Annotated in this window: 20 protein-coding genes and 3 tRNA genes; 11 read left to right on the plus strand and 12 right to left on the minus strand. The window is 56.2% G+C overall.

The window, feature by feature from the left end; all coding sequences use genetic code 11:
• Positions 1–6: 6 nt before the first annotated feature.
• From rnd to purM, 3 genes are all read right to left on the minus strand, one after another.
• Positions 7–1,164 carry a ribonuclease D gene (gene rnd, locus ACXAET_RS05460; RefSeq protein WP_475182264.1) on the minus strand — a complete coding sequence of 386 codons (1,158 nt, stop codon included), beginning with the start codon at positions 1,162–1,164 and terminating at the stop codon, positions 7–9.
• 116 nt (positions 1,165–1,280) lie between these two features.
• Positions 1,281–1,877, minus strand: a complete 597-nt coding sequence (gene purN, locus ACXAET_RS05465) for a phosphoribosylglycinamide formyltransferase (protein ID WP_475182268.1) — start codon at positions 1,875–1,877, stop codon at positions 1,281–1,283.
• Positions 1,874–2,920, minus strand: coding sequence for a phosphoribosylformylglycinamidine cyclo-ligase (gene purM / locus ACXAET_RS05470; RefSeq protein ID WP_475182271.1), 1,047 nt, complete (start codon positions 2,918–2,920; stop codon positions 1,874–1,876). Before purM ends, purN begins: the two co-directional genes overlap by 4 nt.
• A 185-nt stretch (positions 2,921–3,105) precedes the next feature.
• Between purM and ACXAET_RS05475 the strand changes: the two genes are divergently transcribed.
• Positions 3,106–3,179 (plus strand) — tRNA-Ile (locus ACXAET_RS05475).
• Between the two features lie 178 nt (positions 3,180–3,357).
• Here the strand turns inward: ACXAET_RS05475 and ACXAET_RS05480 are convergent.
• Positions 3,358–4,677, minus strand: coding sequence for an ATP-binding protein (locus ACXAET_RS05480; protein WP_475182274.1), 1,320 nt, complete (start codon positions 4,675–4,677; stop codon positions 3,358–3,360).
• 44 nt (positions 4,678–4,721) lie between these two features.
• On the opposite strand from ACXAET_RS05480, the gene ACXAET_RS05485 reads away from it, so the two are divergent.
• The 7 genes from ACXAET_RS05485 (at position 4,722) to choV (ending at position 11,429) form a co-directional block, all read left to right on the plus strand.
• On the plus strand, positions 4,722–5,636 hold the full coding sequence (locus tag ACXAET_RS05485; RefSeq protein ID WP_475182276.1) for an MBL fold metallo-hydrolase: 915 nt from the start codon (positions 4,722–4,724) through the stop codon (positions 5,634–5,636).
• A 77-nt stretch (positions 5,637–5,713) separates the two neighbouring features.
• Positions 5,714–5,788 (plus strand) — tRNA-Asn (locus ACXAET_RS05490).
• A gap of 168 nt (positions 5,789–5,956) precedes the next feature.
• Positions 5,957–7,261 (plus strand): hemolysin family protein, encoded by a 1,305-nt coding sequence (locus tag ACXAET_RS05495; protein ID WP_475187110.1) that lies wholly within the window; start codon positions 5,957–5,959, stop codon positions 7,259–7,261.
• Positions 7,262–7,623: 362 nt separating this feature from the next.
• Positions 7,624–8,304 (plus strand): DUF6629 family protein, encoded by a 681-nt coding sequence (locus ACXAET_RS05500; RefSeq protein ID WP_475182279.1) that lies wholly within the window; start codon positions 7,624–7,626, stop codon positions 8,302–8,304.
• 248 nt (positions 8,305–8,552) lie between these two features.
• Entirely contained in the window at positions 8,553–9,476 is a 924-nt protein-coding gene (locus ACXAET_RS05505; RefSeq protein WP_475182282.1) for a choline ABC transporter substrate-binding protein, read from the plus strand.
• A 67-nt stretch (positions 9,477–9,543) separates the two neighbouring features.
• On the plus strand, positions 9,544–10,380 hold the full coding sequence (gene choW / locus ACXAET_RS05510) for a choline ABC transporter permease subunit (protein WP_475182285.1): 837 nt from the start codon (positions 9,544–9,546) through the stop codon (positions 10,378–10,380).
• Positions 10,377–11,429, plus strand: coding sequence for a choline ABC transporter ATP-binding protein (gene choV / locus ACXAET_RS05515; protein ID WP_475182288.1), 1,053 nt, complete (start codon positions 10,377–10,379; stop codon positions 11,427–11,429). Before choW ends, choV begins: the two co-directional genes overlap by 4 nt.
• 248 nt (positions 11,430–11,677) lie before the next feature.
• Here choV and ACXAET_RS05520 read toward each other — a convergent pair whose 3' ends face one another.
• Both ACXAET_RS05520 and ACXAET_RS05525 read right to left on the minus strand, forming a co-directional pair.
• Positions 11,678–12,274 carry a DUF1989 domain-containing protein gene (locus ACXAET_RS05520; protein WP_475182290.1) on the minus strand — a complete coding sequence of 199 codons (597 nt, stop codon included), beginning with the start codon at positions 12,272–12,274 and terminating at the stop codon, positions 11,678–11,680.
• Positions 12,274–13,194, minus strand: coding sequence for an SMP-30/gluconolactonase/LRE family protein (locus tag ACXAET_RS05525; protein ID WP_475182293.1), 921 nt, complete (start codon positions 13,192–13,194; stop codon positions 12,274–12,276). The genes ACXAET_RS05520 and ACXAET_RS05525 overlap by 1 nt, the downstream gene beginning before the upstream one ends.
• 126 nt (positions 13,195–13,320) lie before the next feature.
• Here ACXAET_RS05525 and ACXAET_RS05530 point away from each other — a divergent pair, with 126 nt between their 5' ends.
• Positions 13,321–13,614, plus strand: coding sequence for a winged helix-turn-helix transcriptional regulator (locus ACXAET_RS05530; RefSeq protein WP_475182296.1), 294 nt, complete (start codon positions 13,321–13,323; stop codon positions 13,612–13,614).
• Between the two features lie 154 nt (positions 13,615–13,768).
• Positions 13,769–13,843 (plus strand) — tRNA-Asn (locus tag ACXAET_RS05535).
• Positions 13,844–13,860: 17 nt separating this feature from the next.
• Here ACXAET_RS05535 and ACXAET_RS05540 read toward each other — a convergent pair.
• The 4 genes from ACXAET_RS05540 to zwf all read right to left on the minus strand — a co-directional run bounded on the left by ACXAET_RS05540 (position 13,861) and on the right by zwf (position 19,356).
• On the minus strand, positions 13,861–15,480 hold the full coding sequence (locus tag ACXAET_RS05540) for a long-chain-fatty-acid--CoA ligase (protein ID WP_475182299.1): 1,620 nt from the start codon (positions 15,478–15,480) through the stop codon (positions 13,861–13,863).
• A 137-nt stretch (positions 15,481–15,617) separates the two neighbouring features.
• A complete protein-coding gene (gene pgi, locus ACXAET_RS05545) occupies positions 15,618–17,228 on the minus strand; it encodes a glucose-6-phosphate isomerase (protein WP_475182300.1) in 1,611 nt (536 codons plus the stop codon).
• 5 nt (positions 17,229–17,233) lie between these two features.
• Positions 17,234–17,905 (minus strand): 6-phosphogluconolactonase, encoded by a 672-nt coding sequence (gene pgl / locus ACXAET_RS05550; protein WP_475182303.1) that lies wholly within the window; start codon positions 17,903–17,905, stop codon positions 17,234–17,236.
• Complete coding sequence (zwf, locus tag ACXAET_RS05555) at positions 17,902–19,356, minus strand: glucose-6-phosphate dehydrogenase (RefSeq protein ID WP_475182305.1); 1,455 nt, start codon at positions 19,354–19,356, stop codon at positions 17,902–17,904. The genes pgl and zwf overlap by 4 nt, the downstream gene beginning before the upstream one ends.
• Before the next feature lie 163 nt (positions 19,357–19,519).
• Between zwf and ACXAET_RS05560 the strand changes: the two genes are divergently transcribed.
• Complete coding sequence (locus ACXAET_RS05560; RefSeq protein WP_475182308.1) at positions 19,520–20,473, plus strand: radical SAM protein; 954 nt, start codon at positions 19,520–19,522, stop codon at positions 20,471–20,473.
• Here the strand turns inward: ACXAET_RS05560 and ACXAET_RS05565 are convergent, their stop codons facing one another.
• Positions 20,474–21,169, minus strand: coding sequence for a lipid-binding SYLF domain-containing protein (locus ACXAET_RS05565; protein ID WP_475182311.1), 696 nt, complete (start codon positions 21,167–21,169; stop codon positions 20,474–20,476).
• Between the two features lie 103 nt (positions 21,170–21,272).
• Positions 21,273–21,542: an usg protein gene (locus ACXAET_RS05570; protein WP_068331526.1), complete on the minus strand. Its 270-nt coding sequence runs from the start codon at positions 21,540–21,542 to the stop codon at positions 21,273–21,275.
• Between the last annotated feature and the right edge of the window lie 112 nt (positions 21,543–21,654).

Here is a 21,654-nt window from a genome sequence, read left to right on the forward strand (position 1 = left end):
GCGGCGTTACAGGGCAACAACCTTGACGCTTTGTCCTTGGGCAGCCAAGGCGATCTTGCCTTCACACAGCTTCAAAGCATCCTCGCCGAACACTTCGAACCGCCATCCTGACATCGAGGGCAATTCACGCTCACCTGCGGCAATCTGGTCCAGTTCCGAACTGGTGGCAATTAGCTTTGCCGCCACACCCGAGCTTTCGGTTTTCGATTTCAACAGCACCCGCAGCAGGTCTGCCAAGGCCGGGTTGACCTTCAACTTGTCGCGACTGTTGTCCACCTTGGGCATTTGATCTGCCGGACAGTTCAGGCCATTGTCAATGGCGGCCAAAATCCCTTCTGCGATCGCGCCTTTGCGCGCCTCGCGCAACAACAGACGCGAACCGCCCAGATCAGAAGGCGTTCTGGGCTTGGTCGAGGCCAGTTCGATCAGTGCATCATCTTTGAACACCCGGCTGCGGGGGACGTTGTTATCCTGGGCGTAGGACTCGCGGAACTGTGCCAATTCGCGCACCACGGCCAGAAATCTGGCTGAGTTTGTGCGTGTTTTCACGCGTTTCCACGCATCCTCGGGGCGGATGTCATAGGTTTCCGGCTGGGTCAGTGTCCGCAATTCCTCAGCCACCCAATGACTACGTTTCGTTTTCTTCAGTTGCGCTGCGAGGTGTTCATAAATCTGGCGGAGATGCGTCACATCAGCCAGGGCGTAGTTTTTTTGCGCATCAGTCAACGGCCGCCGCGACCAATCCGTAAAGCGCGATGTTTTGTCGACACCCTGTTTGCAGATCTTGCGCACCAGCGTCTCATAGCCCACCTGTTCACCAAAGCCGCAGACCATGGCAGCGACCTGAGTGTCAAACAGCGGCTTGGGAAAGATGCCCGCCTCGACCCAAAAGATTTCAAGGTCCTGACGCGCGGCGTGGAAAACCTTGACCACATCCTCGTTTTTGAACAGCGCGTAAAGCGGATCCAGAGAAAGCCCCTCGGACAGCGGATCTAGCAAAACCGCGCTGTCTTCATCACTGGATGGAAACGCCAGTTGTACCAGACATAGCTTTGAGTAGTACGTCCGTTCGCGCAGGAACTCGGTGTCTACGGTGACATAGTCATATTGCGCCGCGGCCTTGCAGAAATCGGCCAGCTCTTGCGTCGTTGTAAGGGTTTTCATACGCCGTGCTGTTCTTGCTTTTGTTTTCAGCGGTTGGAAGTTAGTTCTTTGCCGTATCCAACCGTAGTGCGGACCATAGGACGATTATGACAGGCGTGTAAATCATCCTGAGAGTTTCAGGGCAGCAACACCGGAGTCCGGTCTCCATTGGCGTATCGGCGCAACACTGCGGGATAAAGCTGATGTTCCCACACCAGAACCTTGGCAGCAAGGCTGTCAGGAGTGTCGCCTGATTCAATCCTGATCCGCGCCTGTCCCAGGATCGGACCGTCATCCAACGCCGCTGTGACTTCGTGAACCGAGCATCCATGCTCTGTCTCTCCGGCCTCAATAGCGCGGGCATGCGTGTTGAGGCCTTTGAACTTTGGCAGCAACGAGGGATGGATATTCAGCATACGACCTTGAAAACGGGAAACAAAACCACCGGTCAGAACCCGCATGAACCCTGCCAGGCAAACAATATCTGGCTGCGCCTGTTCAAGCGGTTTCAGCAGCTCGGCCTCGAAGGCCGCGCGGTCGCCCTTGAACGGGCGGTGGTCCACAACAGCCGTTGGAATACCGCGCGCGGTGGCTTTTTTCAGCCCGCCTGCCTCAGCATCGTTTGACAACACCAGACATGGCCGCGCCGGATGGTCGCCGACCATGCTGTCGACCAGCGACACCATGTTGGATCCGCCTCCTGAAATCAGGATCGCGACGCGTTTATGGCTCACAACAATTGGCCTGTGTATGCCACGCCAGGCGTTTCGGTAACGGTGCCGATGCGGGCAACGGTTTCACCGGCTTCGGTCAGCAGGACGGTTAGTTCGTCAGCACGCTCTTCAGCGCAAACAACGATCATGCCGACGCCGCAGTTGAAGGTCTTGAGCATCTCGGTCTGGTGGATGCCGCCGGTTTCGGCCATCCAGCGGAAGACGGGCGGCAGGTCCCAGGCATTCAGGTCAATCGATGCCCCCATCCCCTCGGGCAAGACACGCGGCAAGTTCTCGGTCAAGCCGCCCCCGGTGATATGAGCCAGCGCATGAACGCCCCCTGCCCGGATCGCCTGCAGCACTGGCTTTACGTACAGCCGTGTCGGTGTCAGCAGCGCCTCACCCAACGCCCCATCGCCAAACGGCGACGGCGAGTTCCAGTTTAAGCCGGAAAGATCAACCAGCTTTCGCACCAGCGAGTAACCGTTGGAGTGCACGCCGTTCGAAGCAAGCCCAAGCAGGACATCACCGTTTTGCACATCCGCTGGCAAATGCGCCCCGCGCTCCATCGCGCCAACCGAGAACCCGGCCAGATCAAAATCATCATCCGGGTACATGCCGGGCATCTCTGCTGTTTCACCGCCGATCAGGGCGCAGTTGGACTGCACGCAGCCCTCGGAAATACCTTCGATGATCCGTGCGGCGGTATCGGTATCCAGCTTGCCGGTTGCAAAATAATCTAGGAAAAACAGGGGTTCCGCGCCTTGACAGATCAGGTCATTCACGCACATCGCAACAAGATCAATGCCCACGCCATCAACCACGCCGGTGTCGATGGCAATGCGCAGTTTTGTTCCCACACCATCCGTCGCGGCAACAAGAATCGGGTCTTGGTACCCCGCAGCCTTGAGATCGAACAAAGCACCAAATCCGCCTAGCCCGCTCATCACTCCCGACCGGTTTGTCCGTTTGGCCGCAGGCTTGATCCGGTCGACCAGAGCGTTCCCAGCATCAATATCGACACCCGCATCCGCATAGGTGATTCCGTTCTTGCCAGTTGTCATCTCCAGCCCCTCATGAATGGTTCCCGCGCGGGTTAGTCGATTGTGACGCGTGTTGCAACGGTCACGCTTGACGCGGACATCCAAGGGACACGAAAAGTCTTTGGGCGGTCCTGCAAGAAAATTCAATTTGATGACCGATGACCCTTGGCGTCGCGGCAACATTGCTGTACTCAACGCCTGCTCCTGGGGGATTAGCTCAATTGGTTAGAGCAGAGCGCTCATAACGCTTTGGCTGGGGGTTCAAGTCCCTCATCCCCTAGGTGAGCAGCCATTGAAAACAAAGGTGGCTCGCTAAGGAATCATACATCACCTCGCTGCCAGTAAACGTCTGTCACGATTGGGCTTTATGGAGCCCAGTCATTCGTTTGATGTCGCGCGAATCGGCTCCTCGGGCCGAGGCTCTATCCGCTGATGCGGCGGATCCACCGGAACAGCGCTTAGCGGCCGATGATGATATCGGCGCAAAGGCCGCCCAGACGTTCACTTTTGCTCAGGCGCAGTACGCCGCCATGGGCGCGTGCAATGTCCGAGACGATGGCAAGACCTAATCCCACACCGCTGCCCCTGTTCTGATTGCGCGCTGGATCAAGGCGTGAGAATGGCTTGATCGCCTCGGACCGTTGTTCGGGCGGGATGCCGGGCCCGTCATCTTCAACGCGGATGCGCATGGATTTTGGCGTGATTGACAGGCTGATATCCGCACGCTCACCATAACGGACTGCGTTTCCGATCAAGTTTTCCACGGCGCGCCGCATCGCGGTTGGACGCAGCGCAATTGTGCCTTCCCCCTCGACCGAAACCACGGCAACCTCATGCCCCGCTCTGCATGCGTCTTTCACGATTTGCTCAATCAACGCTATCGGCTCAACGGTTTCCGGTGTTCCTTCGGTTGTCCCGTGCGAAAACTCCAGGAACGAGTCCAAGAGCAGCTGCATTTCGTCAACATCTTGTTTCAAGGGCGCGGCTTCATCCTCGGGCAACATCGACAAACCCAATTTCAGACGTGTTAGCGGCGTCCGTAGATCATGGCTGACACCGGACAGCATCATGGTCCGCTGTTCCATCTGGCGTTCGATACGTGCGCGCATGTCCAGAAAAGCGCTGCCGGCCGCGCGAACCTCAATCGCACCGCCAGGCGAATATGGCACCACCCTACCCCGACCAAAGGCTTGCGCAGCTTCGGCCAGCCGTGTGATCGGACGCAACTGATTGCGCATGTACAGGAAAGAAATTGTTGTCATAACGACCGCAAAAAACACCATCGTTACGATCAACTGATGCGGCGCCGCCGGGGACAGTCGACGGCGGTCAAACGTCAGTTGCAGCAACCCTAGATCAGTATTCATGTACAACCTTGCTTCCTGACCGCTGGGCAAAGCCACGCCCTCGATATCGGGCAACAATGCTCTCAGGTCGGTCTCGACACGCGGCGCAATAAAGTCATACCACCGACGCTGCCCGATCATGGGTTCCTCATTGATACTCAAGAACCGGGCTGTCATGGACAGCGCCTTCAAATCAGGACGCGCGGCCGCCAGGGCCTCTTGCTGCGTTTCTGCACCCTCCATCACGCCCACAACCAAAAGAACTTCTCGCGACGCTGCGCGCGTCATTTGTTCGGTGACGTCTTCCAGGTGTTTTTGCAGAAATGCGATCCCAACCACCAGCAACACGACAACCACCGGCAGGACCAGTATCAGCGCAGCGCGGGCATAGAGGCTGCGCGGCATATAGGGTTTGAGCCAATCCGCGGACATGCGCTAAACCTAACGAGCTGTTACGACAAGAGAAAGAGCGCAGAATGCAGGCTCCTGACGATTTCAACCCACCCACTGGCGCAGCTATAGAGCTTGCGCCGGGTTTGCGGCGTATTTTGGCCCCGAATCCATCCCCGATGACATATCGCGGAACCAACACATACCTGCTGGGCACATCCGAACTTGCCGTAATCGACCCCGGGCCGTTGAACGAGTCACATCTGAACGCGATTCTAGAGGCAGTGCTACCGGGTCAGCGGATCAGCCATATCATCGTAACACACAGCCATCTGGATCATTCGCCCTTGGCGCGTCCACTTGCCGACCGCACCGGAGCACCGGTTCTGGCCTTTGGCGGGCCCGACGCCGGACGCAGCATGGTCATGGCTGAACTTGCTCAGAACGGACTGGTGGGCGGAGGTGAAGGCATTGATACCGCTTTCCGCCCTGATATCGAACTACCAGACGGCGCGCTTATCTCTGGTGCGGGCTGGCAGCTTGAGGTGATTCATACGCCCGGTCATCTGGGCAATCATATCGCTTTGGGCTGGGGCGATGTCTGTTTTACCGGGGATCACGTGATGGGATGGGCCAGTTCGCTTGTCTCGCCCCCGGACGGTGACCTGACGGATTTCATGACAGCCTGCCACCGCCTGCGCTCACGTGATTGGTCGGTCTTTCACGCCGGGCATGGCGCACCGATCACCGAACCTGGCGCGCGGTTGGATTGGCTAATCAATCACCGCCTGACCCGCGAGGCGCAGATCTTATCAGCGCTAGAGGATCACCCCGGTACAGCCAGAGATTTAGCCCAGAGAATCTATGTAGAGACTCCAGCCGCCCTGCTACCTGCTGCCGAAAGAAACGTGTTCGCTCACCTCATCGACTTACTTGGAAAGCATCAGGTCTCAGCACAAGGACAGCTTTCCGTAAACGTCGAATTTAAAAGGCAAACCTGAACAGCCATAAGTTTTTTGCAAAATCGTCATTTTCCCCTCTGGACGGGAAAATTCGGGATTGTTATACGCGCCTCAGTTCCGGCGTAGCTCAGCGGTAGAGCAGTTGACTGTTAATCAATTGGTCGTAGGTTCGATCCCTACCGCCGGAGCCAAATTCCCCCCGCTATTCCATTGAGCTGCTTGCAAACTATTTCTTGCCCCCAACACGGGCAACTTCGTCTGCAGCTTTAGAAGCCGCAAAACCTTTGCAGACGGGGATTGTGACGGATATTCTATTCGACGCGTTTCCTTGGCTTCGTTTTGGTCAAATTGGTTTTTGCATGTATCTCGAAATTGCTATCCTTCTTGCCCTCATTTGCCTGAATGGCGTCTTGGCCATGTCCGAGCTTGCCGTCGTTTCTTCGCGGCCCTCGCGTTTGCAGACGCGCGCCGAGCGAGGCGACCATGGTGCGCAAGTTGCTCTGCGCTTGGCTGAAGAGCCGGGGCGGTTCCTGTCGACGGTACAAATCGGAATAACGCTTGTGGGCGTTCTGTCCGGCGCATTTTCAGGTGCAACGCTAGGTATCAGAATGGCCGAAGCCCTTCCCGGGCTTGGTCTGCCTGAGCGGTACGCCACCGAAGTCGGCGTCGGGATCGTTGTTGTCGTCATCACCTATTTGTCGCTGATTGTGGGCGAACTGGTGCCCAAACAGATCGCATTGTCCAACCCCGAGGCGGTCGCCTCCCGCGTCGCACCCGCAATGCGGTTTCTGTCGATTGTAGCCCTACCGTTGGTTTGGTTTCTCGACCGGTCAGGCAAGCTGGTACTCACCCTCTTCGGCCAGTCTGGCCGCCGAGAGTCCGGGGTAAGCGAAGAGGAAATCCGAACGCTTATCGCTGAGGCAGAAGGCGCCGGTGTGATCGAAAAAGCCGAGACAGAAATGATCGCAGGGGTAATGCGTATCGCTGACCGAACTGCAAGGGGTTTGATGACACCCCGCCACGATCTTGAAATTGCGGACGCTCAGGAAGACAAGGCGGCCATCCTCGCCCGCTTCCAAGCCTCAGGTCGGTCCCGACTGCCGTTGCGGGATGGTGCCGCGGACGATGTGATTGGCGTGCTACACAGCCGAGACTTGCTCCACGCTCCGGAAAAAGGCTTCGATGCGCGGGCGTATATGCAGCCGGCGACTATCATCAACGACACGATGCCCGCGATACAGGTCATCGAACGATTGAAGGACGCGGCGGTTCACATCGTGCTTGTGTTTGACGAATACGGGCATTTCGAGGGGATCGTTACACCGATGGATATCCTTGGTGCCATCACCGGCGGGTTTGACGAGACCGAGCAGGCAGAGCCTAAAGTAATCGAACGAGACGATGGTTCACTTATCGTTGCCGGATGGATGCCGGTCGACGAATTTGCGGATCGTCTGGGCCTGCAACTAAAACATGCACCCCAGTTTGAAACGGTTGCTGGTCTGGTTCTCGATTATGCGGCGAAACTTCCACAGGTCGGGCAATTCGTTGTTGTTGATGGCTGGGTGCTGGAGGTTATCGATATGGACGGGCGCCGCATCGACAAACTTCTTGTGTACAGGACTAAGGAAGCGACCCCCTCCTACGCGAAAGGTCAGATATGACCCCGGAGAACGCCTTTTGCCACGCTGCCGAACGTAGCCGACTCTCGTTTTTCGATAATAGGTAAAAAAGCTGGTGACAGCACACTTCGCCTTCCCCTACGCCTTGTATCCATTATCCGCCGCTCAGGCGAGCGCGCACGGAGATTGAGGCAAATCAAAGCGATGGCGCGCCCCACCTGCTAGTAACACAGCGCTTTCGGTGGGACGTTGCGGGACGTACTGTGTTCTCTGGCCTGATCCCTCGGGCAAGGCTGAACCGGTCGCTTTTGGTGTTCAGAGATCAACCGCGAAGACAGAGTTCGCGACCAAGGCCCCCCCGCAGCGGCCAGCAATGAGCGGTTGGAGAAAGGAGAAACAGACCTGTGTGCTTTTCAGCCTCTGCAAGTTTTGCGACAGCAGCCGTTTTGATGCCAGTCGCCGCAATCACTTTGACAACCGCCAGCCGATTCAACCGCAAATACCTTGGCTTTGCGGTTTTCCCGTTGTTTTTTGGGGTTCAGCAAGGTTTGGAAGGTGGGCTTTGGCTTAGTCTTGGACAGGGCGCACCTGAGACTACGCATTGGTTTGCCATCGGCTTCCTCTTCTTCGCGTACTTCTTTTGGCCTTTCTGGGTTCCCCTTTCCGCATATCTTGTCGAACCAAAGCGGCATCTGAAACGCATTTTTCTGATGCTTAGCCTTGTCGGTGCGCTACTTGGGATTTCCCTGTTCGTCCCGCTTCTACTTCTTGACGAGCCACTTCCAATCCAGATCGTAAAAAACTCGATTCACTACAGCTCACCTTTGGTATGGGACAGCATCGTACTGCGAACGCTCGCCCGCGGGATCTATGCGATTATCGTTTGCGCGCCCATGCTACTATCGTCGAGCAATACCGTGAGAGTGTTTGGGGTTCTGATCACTCTCTCGGTCATTGGTGGCTTTGTCGTCGCGCATTACGCCTTCACTTCGATCTGGTGTTTCGCCGCAGCCATCCTTTCCTGTTATGTGGTTTTTATTGTACGAGAGGCGTCCAAAAGCGTTCCAATACAAAGACCGACGTAAATCTGAGAGATACCGGCCTTTGAATAGTCATTCTGCTTACCCGATTGCTGCTGTGGACGCTCAGGATATAACAACCCCTTTGCACTACCGAGGGCGGCATACCGGGGTCACACAACCAAAAGGCGCCATCAGTTAGAAGCGATTTTGGCCGAAACGGGTGCGCTATCATTCGCGCCGACCGGCTTTCTGCTTGCGAAAGAATTCAATGACGCATTTACTACGCGTGAAAAAAATACTGGGAGGCTCAAGTGAGAAAATCCACATTACTTAGTACAGTTATTGCCATTAGTGCCGGTGCGGCTTGGGCAGACTGCGATACCGTTACCTTCTCGGATGTGGGATGGACGGATATCACCGCGACAACTGCAGCAACAACCACGGTTCTGCAGGCGCTTGGCTATGAAACGGATATCAAGATCCTGTCCGTGCCCGTGACCTACACATCACTTGCCGATGGCGATATCGACGTCTTTTTGGGCAACTGGATGCCGACAATGGAAGCGGACATCGCGCCCTACCGCGAGGCGGGAACCGTCGATACGGTGCGCGCGAACCTCGAAGGGGCAAAGTACACACTAGCGGTGAACCAAGCCGCCGCAGACCTGGGGATCGGCAACTTCGCAGATATCGCCGCGCACCAGGACGCCTTGGAAGGCAAGATTTACGGCATCGAGCCCGGCAATGACGGCAACCGTCTTATCCAGGAGATGATCGACGGCGACGCCTTTGGGCTTAGTGGCTTTGAGGTCGCTGAAAGCTCGGAACAGGGAATGCTGGCGCAGGTCGCGCGGGCAGATCGGCGAAACGAGCCGGTGGTTTTCCTGGGCTGGGAACCGCACCCGATGAACGCCAACTTTCAGTTGACCTATCTTGAGGGCGGCGATGACTGGTTTGGCCCGAACCTTGGTGGTGCGACGGTTTTCACCAACACCTCGGCAGGCTATGTCAGCGAATGCCCGAACGTCGGCAAGCTTCTGGAAAACCTGGAATTCACCCTTGCCATGGAAAACGAAATCATGGGCGCCATCCTTGATGACGGCCAAGAACCCGGTGATGCTGCGAAAACCTGGCTTGCATCAAATACGGGCGTGCTTGACAGCTGGCTTGATGGCGTCACCACGAAAGACGGCGGCGACGCGATGAGTGCGGTTAAATCGGCGCTTAAAAACTAAAGTAAAGAGACGACGAAGAGCCGGGAAAGCCCGGCTCTGTTAAGGTCGGCCAAGACAAGGGGGCGGCATGGATTGGCTGACCGAAAACAAGATCCCGATCGGCATCTGGGCAAGGGACATTTTTGACTGGATGCAGATCAATCTGGCGTGGTTCTTCGACACCTTGTCGGACCTGATGGACGCGCTGATCGACAGCATACTATGGGTGTTGCAAACCCCCCACCCGCTGATCATTGTCGGCGTATTTGTCGCGCTCACTTGGCTATTGCAGCGCAACTGGAAAACTTGCCTGTTGGTTGCAATCGGCTTTCTATTCATCCTCAACCAAGGGTATTGGGAGGAAACGACCGAAAGCCTAACGCTGGTCCTGTCTGCCTGTATCGTGTGTATGGCAGTTGGTGTGCCGATTGGCATCGCGGCCGCGCACCGGCCGAAACTTTATTCTTTCATGCGTCCGGTTCTGGATCTGATGCAAACCCTGCCGACTTTTGTCTACCTGATCCCGGCCATCGTGTTTTTTGGCATCGGGATGGTGCCGGGCCTTCTGGCGACGGTCATCTTTGTCGTACCGGCGCCGATCAGGCTGACCTATCTTGGGGTATCCGCAACGCCCAAAGCACTGCTTGAGGCTGCTGAAGCCTTTGGTGCGACCGGGCGACAGATACTCTGGAAGGTGGAGCTTCCGTATGCCTTTCCGCAGATAATGGCGGGTCTCAATCAGACAATCATGTTATCGCTTTCGATGGTCGTCATCGCGGCGCTTGTCGGGGCAGACGGTCTGGGTGTTCCGGTGGTGCGCGCCCTGAACCAAGTCAACACGGCGCTCGGGTTCGAGAGCGGCTTTGTTATCGTCGTGGTCGCAATCATTCTCGACCGGATGTTGCGAGTGGAGCGTAAGAAATGACCCAACAACCCGCTGTCGTATTCGACAACGTTTCCATCGTCTTCGGTGATAACCCCAAAGCCGCGCTGCCTTTAATGGATGAAGGCCGAGAGCGTCCCGACATACAGAAAGAAACCGGGCAAATCCTCGGGGTTCACAACTGCTCACTCGAGGTCAAAACGGGTGAGATTCTGGTTCTGATGGGTCTTTCAGGTTCGGGCAAATCGACGCTTCTGCGCGCGGTAAACGCGCTAAACCCGGTCGTGCGCGGCTCGGTCACGGTCCACGATGGGGAGTGGAGTTGCAACGTCACATCTGCCGGGGCTGAAGACCTAAGAAAGGTGCGTCGTGAATGCGTGTCGATGGTTTTTCAGCAATTCGGTCTTCTGCCTTGGCGCAGCGTGTCAGAGAATGTCGGACTTGGCCCGGAACTGGCGAAACTGCCAAAGGCGGAACGTAACGAGCGGGTGAAGAACCAGCTTGAGCTCGTCGGGCTGTCCGATTGGGCGGACCGTCGTGTCGGCGAGCTGTCGGGCGGAATGCAACAACGCGTGGGACTGGCCCGTGCCTTCGCAACCGAAGCGCCCATCCTTCTTATGGACGAACCTTTTTCGGCGCTGGACCCACTTATACGTACCAAGCTTCAGGACGAACTTCTTGAGCTTCAGGCGCGCATCCGCAGGACGATCATATTTGTCAGCCACGACCTCGACGAGGCCTTCAAGATCGGCAACCGCATCGCGATCATGGAAGGCGGGCGGATTGTGCAATGCGGAACACCGCGCGAGATTTTCACCCAACCGGTCAATGATTACGTCGCCGATTTCGTAGCGCACATGAACCCGCTGGGCGTTTTGTCGGCTGCGGACGTGATGGAGCCCGCATCCGGCGAGCCAATGGAAACGGTGCCCGAAGATACCGCCATCGTGGACCTGATGGATGTGCTTGCCAATAACGACGCTACAATCGGGGTCACGCAGGACGGTGCTTTGGTCGGACAAGTCACGCAAGGCGCTTTAATCGCGCGGCTCGTCGATCCCAGTGGCGCGGCAAAGACCTCGGAAAACTGACTTTTGGCTGCTGCCCATTTGGGCCAAGGAATTGGGCAGAGGTCGAATTCGACGAATGGTTTCACTGGAGGCGAACCATGCCTGAACGCGGCTTATTCAGACGTCTTGAACACACATTTACATCCCCGCGAAACGACCCCAGCTGCTCATAATGTGAATTTGCGTTGCATGGACTGAAATCGATCCAATACCGAACCAAAAAAGGTCAATCCCACACAACGCTACCGCGGCGAAAGTGAACAAATCACCTACCGGATGATCTGTAGCTCGACATCTTTGGGTTCGCGTTCTGGACCATTTGTATCTGCCATATCCTGCGGGCACGCGGACACGCACAGGATAACGTCCGCCAAAGCCGTGAGCTCGACAGAGTCGCCGGGCGCGCTTACAGGCGGGTAAATCGCTGTGTCACCATTCAGGAGTGGCGCATTCTCGAAGAGGTTCAGTGGACAGGGCACGAATTCAATTGTGTGCCCGAGGTCGGCCATTGCATGCCTGAGATTATCGCTACAGTTTTCGTGCTCGCCCTGAAAACCCAGCATCTTGTAGCGCACTACATCACAGGCCGCGAAGAACCAGTCGTGAACACCAGGCGATGTGTCCTCGGTCAATTCCAAAATGGGGCGTCTTCGATTCGACCGAAAAACCGTTCCCTGAACTGGCGATGGAGATTCGCAATGAACCCGCGAATGTTCCATCGACATGTATTCTTTGGTGTCCTCGATCATGAACGCCCAGGTATCGACAACTTGCGTCCCGAATGTGTTGACGATCTTTAGTTTTGCCCCCCGATTCAAACGAAATGCGCGACCCGTTCGGGCCTTCAGTACGAAAGTTTCGGTCATCAGAACAGTAATGCTCCGGTGGTAGGCAGAAGGACCGAATAGACGCTTGTCGATGCAGTAATGAACAATCGGTTGCGCTTCGGCCCACCAAAACAGACGTTTGAAACCTCTTCGGGGATGAATATCTTGCCCAGCAGTGTCCCATCGGGGTGATAGCAATGAACACCATCAACAGCGCTCGTCCAGATGCGATCCTGGGTATCGATCCGGAACCCGTCAAAGACGCCTGCTTCGCATTCCGCAAATACGTCCCCGCCTGAAAGAGTTCCGTCGGCGCCGACGGAGAATGCCCGGATATGGTGTTCTCCACTGGGGTAGCGGGTGCCGCCGCTGTCTGCGATATAAAGCGTCTTTTCGTCTAGCGAGAAGGCAAGGCCGTTGGGGCAGGCAAAGTCACTTGTCACCTTTGTAACGTCACCGGTTGCGGGGTTCAGGCGATAGACATGCTCACCGTCGAGCTCAGGTTCAGCTTGAAAGCCTTCGTAGTCCGACTCGATCCCATATGCCGGATCACTGAACCAGATCGTATTGTCAGACCGCACAACCACGTCATTCGGGCTGTTGAACCGCTTTCCCTCAAAATGGCTGGCCAATGTCGTGACAGAACCATCATGTTCAATCCGAGTGACACTTCGCGTTCCATGCTCGCACGCCACGATCCGCCCTTGTCGGTCGAGCGTTGAGCCGTTGGTATAGCATCCCAGGCCCGAGCGGATGTCTGCAACAGCCCCTGTCAGTTCATCCCAGCGAAGCCTACGATCATTTGGGATGTCGCTCCAGATAAGGGACCGGAACGCCGGCGAATAGACAGGCCCCTCGGTCCACTTACCGCCCGTCCAGATTTGTTCGATTGGCTCATCCAGCTTGATGCTGCGTGCGAACCTTTTGTCGCGGATTTCGTAGTTTTCTGTCTTAGTCATTGGAAGCGTCAGTCCAGCTTGCTATAAAATTCATAGCTACATAAATCACTATAGAAAGTATAGCAAGTGACCAAGATACCAGTCCCAGGGCAGCCCGTGCGAGGATCAAAAAGCGGCGCGCCCATTATGGCGTTGTTCGATCTTATTGGACGGCATTGGGCCATGGGTGTGATTTGGACCCTCAGCGAAATTGGACCATGCACGTTCAGAAAGCTGCAAGAGGAATGCGAAACGATCTCGCCCGCGGCATTGAACACCCGCCTCAAGGAACTGCAGGCAGCAGGTTTCGTGCATCGGGTAGACGCCGGATACGCGGCAACGGATTTGGGTTATCGTCTTTACACGCACCTCCGCCCTCTGGGAGATTTCAGCAAGGAATGGGCAAAACACTTAACCGCGCCAGACGACCAAAACAGATAAGCATCTTAACCTTGCGAAGCGAGTTGGCCCATCCATTCGGTACACAAGTGCATCCGCGACCAGCACTAAGTTGAGCGCGTTAGCGTTTTTCGACTAAAAATCTTTTGCACCCTCTGGACGGCGCAGAAACGGATTGCTATACGGCGCGAACCGTTCCGGCGTAGCTCAGCGGTAGAGCAGTTGACTGTTAATCAATTGGTCGTAGGTTCGATCCCTACCGCCGGAGCCATTTCCAACTCTCCCCAATTAGCCTGCCAACGCGCTTTCAAACTCTGAGCGTAGTTCACGTTTTAGAACCTTTCCCGTAGCATTCAGTGGCAGGGCCTCCACGAACACAACTTTATCCGGCACTTGCCACTTGGCGATCTTGCCGTCGTAAAACGACAACACATCCTCTTCGGTTGGGTCCTCACCCTCGGCTTTGACGGCGACCAAAAGCGGGCGCTCGTCCCATTTTGGGTGGGGAACGCCCACAACCGCCGCGGTCGCGAGTTGGGGGTGCGCGACTGCGATATTCTCTAACTCGACCGAGCTAATCCACTCTCCGCCAGATTTGATGATGTCCTTGGACCTGTCGCGGATGGTCATGTATCCATCGGGGTCAAGCGTTGCGACATCACCGGTTGCAAACCACCCATCCTGAAGCAAGTCTTCATCCTGCATCTGGAAATAGCTGTCCAAGACCCAGTGCCCGCGCACCATAAGATCGCCCTGAGTCTTGCCGTCATGTGGCAAATCATTCCCATCATCGTCCACGATCTTCAATTCGACGCCATAGCACGGTCGCCCTTGGCTCTCCCTGACTTTATGTTGTTGTTCAGGCGGCAACTGGCGGTGTTTGGCCAATGGATGATTTGCAGTACCCAACGGGCTCATCTCGCTCATACCCCAGGCGTGAATAGTGTCGACGCCATAGGTTTCACGAAAGGTTTCAATCATTGAAGGCGGGCATGCGGCCCCGCCGATCACCGTCCGTTCAAGGCTGGTTAGTTTGCTGCCGGATTGTGCAGCATATGCCAGTAATCCCTGCCAGATCGTCGGCACCCCCAGCGCCAAGGTCACCCCAAATTTGTCAATCAGATTCACCAGTGCTTCACCGTGCAGATCCGGCCCCGGCAGAACCATGCGTGATCCCGACATCGCACAGGCATATGGCGATCCCCAAGCATTTACATGAAACATCGGAACCACCGGCATGACCACATCCATGGCCGAGTAACCAACAACGTCGCGCGTGTTCGATCCAAAGCTGTGCAGCACTGTTGAGCGGTGCGAATAAAGCACACCTTTCGGGTGCCCAGTCGTGCCTGAGGTGTAGCACAAGCTGGATGCTGTGTTCTCATCAAAGCTGGGCCACTGGTATCCTGCATCGCCGGTTGCAATCAGGTCGTCATAGAACTTCACATCGGGAATCTGGGCGATCGCATCCTCGTTCCTTGGCCCCATCAGAACGAAATGCTGCACATCCGCCAAATGCGCGTGCAACGACGCAACCAATGGGATAAAGGTGGCGTCAAAGAACAGAACCCGATCTTGCGCGTGATTGATGATATAGTTCAATTGCTCGGGGAACAGCCGCGGATTGATCGTGTGGCACACGAACCCAGCTCCGGACGTTCCGTAGTATATCTCAAGATGCCGTCGGTTGTTCCAGGCCAATGTCCCGACCCGCGCTTGCGGTTCCAGCCCCAGCCCGGCCAGTACAGATGCCAGTCTCCGCGCGTTTTCTGCGATTTGGGCCCAACTGGTATCAGTCACTGTGCCATCGGTTTCGACTGAAATTATCTCGGTCTGACCATGGTAGCGTTCGGCGTGGTCAATCAGTGACGAGATCAGCAGGGGCTGCGTCATCATCTGTCCCAGCATGGGCCTTCTCCATTTTTTATTCCCGACGCGCATCGGGTGTTTTGTTTTTACTAAGTTGGAACCCTGCCAATCATTTAATTGTCTGACAATACGAGATTTGGGCTTTCCCCATGCGCAATCTTGTTACCACCGACGGATTAGTCCCGGTGGCGTAGTGCGTAGGCGACCAAAGCCGCGGTCGATCCATCCTTGCCGCTGGCGGTTTCTTCACCATCCACGATTGGACCTAACGAGGTCGCAAGCTCTTTGCCCAGTTCGACACCCCACTGATCGAATGAGTTGATCCCAAGCAAGACGCCTTCAACAAAAACGCGATGTTCGTACAGGGCAATGATCTGACCAAGTACGAATGGCGTCAGCTTTGGGAAGATCAGGGTTGAAGACGGCCGGTTGCCTGGGAAAACACGATGACGGGCCTGCCGATCCAACTCGGCACCTGTCAGCCCGTTTTCCGCCATGCGATGACGCGCTTCATCCAGCGAGCGACCGCGCATCAGAGCCTCGGACTGCGCAAGACAATTGGCCAATAGCAGGCGATGGTGATGGGTCAGTTCCGGTTCATGTCCCTGTGCGGCCACCATGAACTCACAAGGGATCACATCCGTGCCCTGATGGATCAACTGGTAAAAGGCGTGCTGGCCGTTGGTGCCGGGCTCCCCCCAAACAACGGGGCCAGAGGCAATGGTCAATGAGCTTCCGTCCATCGCGACAGACTTGCCGTTGGACTCCATTTCAAGCTGTTGAAAATACGCCGGTAGCCGCAGCAAACGTTGATCATACGGCAAGACAGCGCGGCTGGCATGGCCCAGAACCTGACGGTGCCAAATACCGACCAAAGCCAGCATGACCGGCATGTTCTCTGCCCAATCGGCGGCGCGGAAATGGACGTCCATCGCCTGCCCGCCACGCAGGAAAGCGTCGAAGGCGTTCGAACCAACCGCGATCATCACCGGCAATCCAACCGGCCCCCAGACCGAGTATCGTCCACCGACCCAATCGGCAAAGCCAAATACACGTTCGTCTGGGATACCAAAGGCTTTGGTCTTGTCCACGGCGCTGGACACGGCAGCGAACTGCATGCCCGGGTCACCTCCGCCGTCTTCCATCCAGGCGCGCGCCGTTCGGGCGTTGGTCATGGTTTCGATCGTGGAAAAGGTTTTGGACGCCACAATCACCAGCGTCCGCGTCGGATCAAGCTGCCGCAACGTGTCGGCAATATGCGCCCCGTCCACGTTTGACACATAATGCACCCTTGGACCATCGTGATAAGGGGCCAAGGCGTGGGTTGCCATCACAGGGCCAAGATCCGAGCCGCCGATGCCGATATTTACAACATCGGTAAAGCTGCCCCCTGCCCCGGAAACTGCGCCACCGCGCACCTCTTCGGCGAACACACGCATCCTTTGCAGCGTATCTAAAACGTCTGGCATGACATCCAACCCATCAACCTCGATTGGTCCGCCGTCCAGGTTACGCAATGCCGTGTGCAGAACCGCGCGCCCTTCGGTTTCGTTGATCTTTTCGCCCGAGAACATGGCTTCGCGCCGGTCACCGAGGTTAGCCGCTTCGCAAAGATCGATCAGGGCGTCCCGAATTTTTTCGTCGATCTGTGTCTTGGAATAATCAAACAGCAGATCACCGATGGTCGCTGAAAACGTCTCGGCCCGGTTCACGTCTTTGGCGAAGAGATCAAGGATTGTCCGCTCTTTGCTTGCAGAAGCCAGCGAGATGAGGGTGTCCAGTTGCATAACGCCTACTCCGCCCAGTGAACTGTCATACCGCTGAGAACTGCGGCGATTGGAGCCTCTTCCGGCGGCAGTGACATGGCGCGATCCAACGCGTCACGTTTCGCGGCGCCGAATATGATCAGGTGTTTCGACAACGCACCATCCAGCACGGGCGCTGTCAGGGTAATACGAGCCTCGGGCTGAACTTCGGTTCGTGCGATGGCCAAAGGGGGCGCGTGGCTGTCTAACGCGGCTTCAAGCCCCTCCATTCCGGGGAACAGGGACGCGGTGTGCATGTCTTCACCCATTCCCAGAACCAGCACGGACAACGGTCTGAGTGGAGTGATCAGGCTTTCGAGTTCGGGCAATACATCCTCGGGGTCCTTACCCGGCACGTAAAGCGGAATGTACTGCGCCACAGAGGCCCGGTTGGTCAGCAACCGCTCGCGGATCAGACGCTCATTCGAGCGTTCGTGATCGCCCGGCACACATCTTTCGTCCGTTGGCAGAACCTGCACGCGATCCCATTCAAGGTCCGCTGCGCATAGAACGTCGAAAACCGGACCGGGCGTGGTTCCACCCGGCACGGCCAGTGACACCAGGTCGTGATTCAGCAAGGCGGATTCCAGATTGCCGGCCAGAACGTTCGCAACGTCGATGGCCAGCATGTCCCGGTCAGCGTATTCTTGTAGTTTCATGGATTAATCCCTTGCCAGCGGCGACCGTCTCGTTTCATCAGCAGTTCGGCGTCGCCCGGGCCTGTACTGCCACTATCATAAGGTTTGGGAACGTCCCCACGCGCCTGCCAGCCTGCAATAATCGGGTCGGTCCAAGCCCATGCGGCCTCGACCTCATCCCCGCGCATGAACAGCGTCTGGTTGCCGCGGATGACATCCATCACCAGCCGCTCGTAAGCGTCTGGCGGGTCTTGGTTTTCCGAGCCCAATGCCTCGGCAAAACTCATATCCAAAGGCACATCGACCAAACGCATCCCGCCGGGCCCCGGTTCCTTGATCGTCACCTTCAACGTAATGCCTTCGTTTGGTTGCAACCGGATGGACAACACATTGGCATGTCGCCCGGCATCAGCGCCAAAAATCGAATGCGGCGCGTCTTTGAACATCACGTTGATGACCGAGGACCGTTCGATCAGTCGCTTACCTGTGCGCAAGTAGAATGGTGTCCCGGCCCAACGCCAGTTGCTGACGTGGGCGCGCAGGGCCACATAGCTTTCCGTGGTCGAGCGCGGGTTACCTACGGTATCCCGATAGCCCGCCCCGCTCGGCCCCGCCTCAAACTGGCCGCGTACGATGTGGTGCGGTTCGACCGGATCAAGCGCGCGGATAACCTTTAGCTTTTCGTCGCGCACTGCATCGGGGTCGAATTTTGCCGGAGGCTCCATCGCAATCAGGCAGAGAAGCTGCATCAGGTGGTTCTGCATCATATCGCGCATGGCGCCTGCGCGATCATAGTATTCCTCACGCCCGTCAATACCGACTGACTCAGCAACCGTGATCTGGATGTGATCGACATACTGGCTGTTCCAGAGCGGCTCGAACAGCATGTTGCCAAAACGAACCGCCATCAGGTTCTGAACCGTTTCCTTGCCCAGATAATGATCAATCCGGTAGATTTGCCCTTCAGAGAAATGCGTGGCCAGAGTCGCGTTCAGCGCCCTCGCGCTTTCCAAATCGTGACCGAATGGCTTTTCGACGACGATCCGCGTTTTTGGAGTGGCCAGATCATGATGCTTGATCCGCTCGGCCAACTGGCCAAACAGTTGCGGCCCCACCGAGAAGTAAAAGGCCCTTACCCGGTCATCGGTCAGCTTGGCCGCTAATCTATCCCAAGCGGTGTCCGAAAGCGCATCCAGCGGAACATAGTCGACCCGTTGAAGGAAGGTATTCAGCGCGTCGGCGTTCCGCGATTGTGCTGGCGCATGGCTGCGCAACGACTCGGCAACAACTTCGCGGAACGCATCGGGGGTATACTCAGCACGGGCCGCACCGATAATCCGCGCATCATCGGGCCATTGACCGGCGCAATACCTCCGGAACAGTGCCGGAAGAATCTTGCGCTGTGCAAGATCGCCGGTACTGCCAAAGATGACCAGATCAAAAGGGTCCACAGGTATGACACGAGAAACCATGTGTTTTCCCTACCTTACCCCTGCCGTCATGTCTAATGTTAGCGCAATCATTACTGATTTTTTTCCAGTCTTCAAAACTCTGTCAGATGCGACCTGATGCCCTTAACTAACCTACCCCAAAGCGCTAAGTCGATTGCTAGCCTTCAAAGAACCGGATACTCGAATGAAAGACAACGCCCTTCAGGCTGCCAACATCGGCAAGTTTCAGAACAAATTGGTAACAGCTGACGGGCAAGCGCGGGCGTCCGTTCCACTGCGAAATCCAGAAACGCTTTGGTTCAATACGGGCACGTTGTGCAATATCCAATGCGTCAACTGCTATATCGAAAGCAGTCCGACCAATGACGCGCTGGTCTATATCACAGCGGACGAGGTGCGGGATTACTTGGAGCAGATCAAAGCCCGCAACTGGCCGGTGCGCGAAATCGGCTTTACCGGGGGTGAGCCGTTTATGAATCCCGAAATGATCGACATGACCCGCGCGGCGTTAGAACGCGGTTACGACGTGTTGATCCTGACCAACGCAATGCAGCCAATGATGCGCCGAAAGATGCGCGATGGCCTGCTTGAATTGCAACGTGACTATGGTGACAAGTTGACCTTGCGGATTTCGGTCGACCACTACCGCCCTGAATTGCATGACGAAGAACGGGGCAAAGGCAGCTTTGCCAAGACCCTGACCGGCATGAAATGGCTGCGCGACAACGGGTTCAACATGGCCGTTGCTGGCAGGACCGTGTGGGGTGAGAGTGACGCAGAGAGCCGAAACGGCTACGCCGCCTTTTTTGCTGAGCACGATTTTAGTATTGATGCGCAGAACCCAAGCGAGACCGTTCTATTCCCCGAAATGGACGAAACCGTCGAAGTTCCCGAAATCACGACTGCGTGCTGGGGTATTCTGAACAAGTCGCCTGATGCGCTCATGTGTGCCAGCGCCCGCATGGTGGTCAAGCGCAAAGGCGCAGACAGACCTGCGGTTCTGGCGTGCACCCTGCTGCCCTATGCACCCGAGTTTGAGATGGGACATACCCTGGCCGAGTCCGAGGCCGACGTACATCTCAACCATCCGCATTGCGCCAAGTTCTGCGTTCTGGGTGGGGCAAGCTGCTCGGGCTGATCAATTCAACTCGGGCGATTTCCAAAACTTCGTGCCGGACGCGGTGGCTGATACGCGCCAGCCTTTCTTGCCCAAGACAAAGAATGACCGTCCGTCGGTAAAGCGTACGGTCTCACTCTTCCGGTCCTCACCATGCATTGCATCGGTTCCGGCAGTGGCGTCATATCCGTGTTCAATGAATTTCTGTAAATCAGCCTGCGTTTCGAACATGATCACGAACTTGCTCTCGAACCCGCCGATACCCATGGCTGCGCCAACACCGCCCGTTCCCATATTCATATAGATGCGCTCCCCAGTTTCTTTCGAGACGGCAACCCCGCGCCCATAACCGGCAGAGACCGGAAACACCGTAACTTTGCGCGAGTCGAAAACTGCATATCCGGCGCTGATGGCAAACAGGCTGTCGGCCTCGGGATTTTCAGCCAACAATTGAAACAGGACCTCGTCGGCCATAAGGTCCAACTTGACGCGGGTTTCTTCCGGCGTGGCTTCGTTCGTCACCAAATCGGCAGTGGAACTGACTGTTTCATCAACCGCATTGGCGCCTTTTTCAAGCGTTTCTCCTACGGCCTCGGCCCCACGCCCAATCGCGTCAGCCGTGCCCTCGGCACCTTTTTTGATTTTATCCAGAACGCCCTGGGCGAAAACAGGCCCGGTGATGAAAAGGGCAGCGGCTAGGAACAGATATCGGAGCATAAAGCGACGCCTCACGTGACCACGTATCTGGTCGTCACTTTAACCCAAAAACAAATTTTGACAGCATCTCAATTCACACCGGCCGAAATTACCGGTCGGAAATCTAGTTCAATCTGAATTCACCGACCATGTTCCGCCACTCGCCGGGCGCGATCATCTTGCGGTGCGTGAACCGGACCGAATGCAGTGGACCTTCAATTTCACGCTGCCAGAAATCAATGAAATCAAACAATTTCGGATGGTCCGGCGCCAGATCGTATTCCTGCCAGATAAACGTGTTCAAAACGTGGATGTAGTCGGGCATATGGTAGAAGAATTCCGCCGTCGTCAGCCCGTATCCCTTAAGCATCAATTCGGTTTCGCTTTGCTTCATGCAGACCTCCAGTTTTCGTGCAAGGCCCGTTAAGGGTACCACAAAAACATCCTAATCCTTGGATAACAATATGTTACTCTGGTGTTACGGGGTTTTTCGCACACAAAAAGGA

This window comes from Ruegeria sp. AWH4_226, assembly GCF_056159225.1.

Excerpts from the sequence above, each read along its gene's own strand:
- pgl (WP_475182303.1), bottom strand. The coding sequence starts at position 17,905 with ATGAAACTACAAGAATACGCTGACCGGGACATGCTGGCCATCGACGTT.
- choW (WP_475182285.1), top strand. The coding sequence starts at position 9,544 with ATGGATTGGCTGACCGAAAACAAGATCCCGATCGGCATCTGGGCAAGG.
- ACXAET_RS05480 (WP_475182274.1), bottom strand. The coding sequence starts at position 4,677 with ATGTCCGCGGATTGGCTCAAACCCTATATGCCGCGCAGCCTCTATGCC.
- zwf (WP_475182305.1), bottom strand. The coding sequence starts at position 19,356 with ATGGTTTCTCGTGTCATACCTGTGGACCCTTTTGATCTGGTCATCTTT.
- purM (WP_475182271.1), bottom strand. The coding sequence starts at position 2,920 with ATGACAACTGGCAAGAACGGAATCACCTATGCGGATGCGGGTGTCGAT.
- ACXAET_RS05570 (WP_068331526.1), bottom strand. The coding sequence starts at position 21,542 with ATGAAGCAAAGCGAAACCGAATTGATGCTTAAGGGATACGGGCTGACG.
- ACXAET_RS05560 (WP_475182308.1), top strand. The coding sequence starts at position 19,520 with ATGAAAGACAACGCCCTTCAGGCTGCCAACATCGGCAAGTTTCAGAAC.
- ACXAET_RS05540 (WP_475182299.1), bottom strand. The coding sequence starts at position 15,480 with ATGCTGGGACAGATGATGACGCAGCCCCTGCTGATCTCGTCACTGATT.
- ACXAET_RS05525 (WP_475182293.1), bottom strand. The coding sequence starts at position 13,194 with ATGACTAAGACAGAAAACTACGAAATCCGCGACAAAAGGTTCGCACGC.
- pgi (WP_475182300.1), bottom strand. The coding sequence starts at position 17,228 with ATGCAACTGGACACCCTCATCTCGCTGGCTTCTGCAAGCAAAGAGCGG.
- rnd (WP_475182264.1), bottom strand. The coding sequence starts at position 1,164 with ATGAAAACCCTTACAACGACGCAAGAGCTGGCCGATTTCTGCAAGGCC.
- ACXAET_RS05495 (WP_475187110.1), top strand. The coding sequence starts at position 5,957 with ATGTATCTCGAAATTGCTATCCTTCTTGCCCTCATTTGCCTGAATGGC.
- ACXAET_RS05530 (WP_475182296.1), top strand. The coding sequence starts at position 13,321 with ATGGCGTTGTTCGATCTTATTGGACGGCATTGGGCCATGGGTGTGATT.
- ACXAET_RS05520 (WP_475182290.1), bottom strand. The coding sequence starts at position 12,274 with ATGACCGAAACTTTCGTACTGAAGGCCCGAACGGGTCGCGCATTTCGT.
- ACXAET_RS05485 (WP_475182276.1), top strand. The coding sequence starts at position 4,722 with ATGCAGGCTCCTGACGATTTCAACCCACCCACTGGCGCAGCTATAGAG.
- choV (WP_475182288.1), top strand. The coding sequence starts at position 10,377 with ATGACCCAACAACCCGCTGTCGTATTCGACAACGTTTCCATCGTCTTC.
- ACXAET_RS05565 (WP_475182311.1), bottom strand. The coding sequence starts at position 21,169 with ATGCTCCGATATCTGTTCCTAGCCGCTGCCCTTTTCATCACCGGGCCT.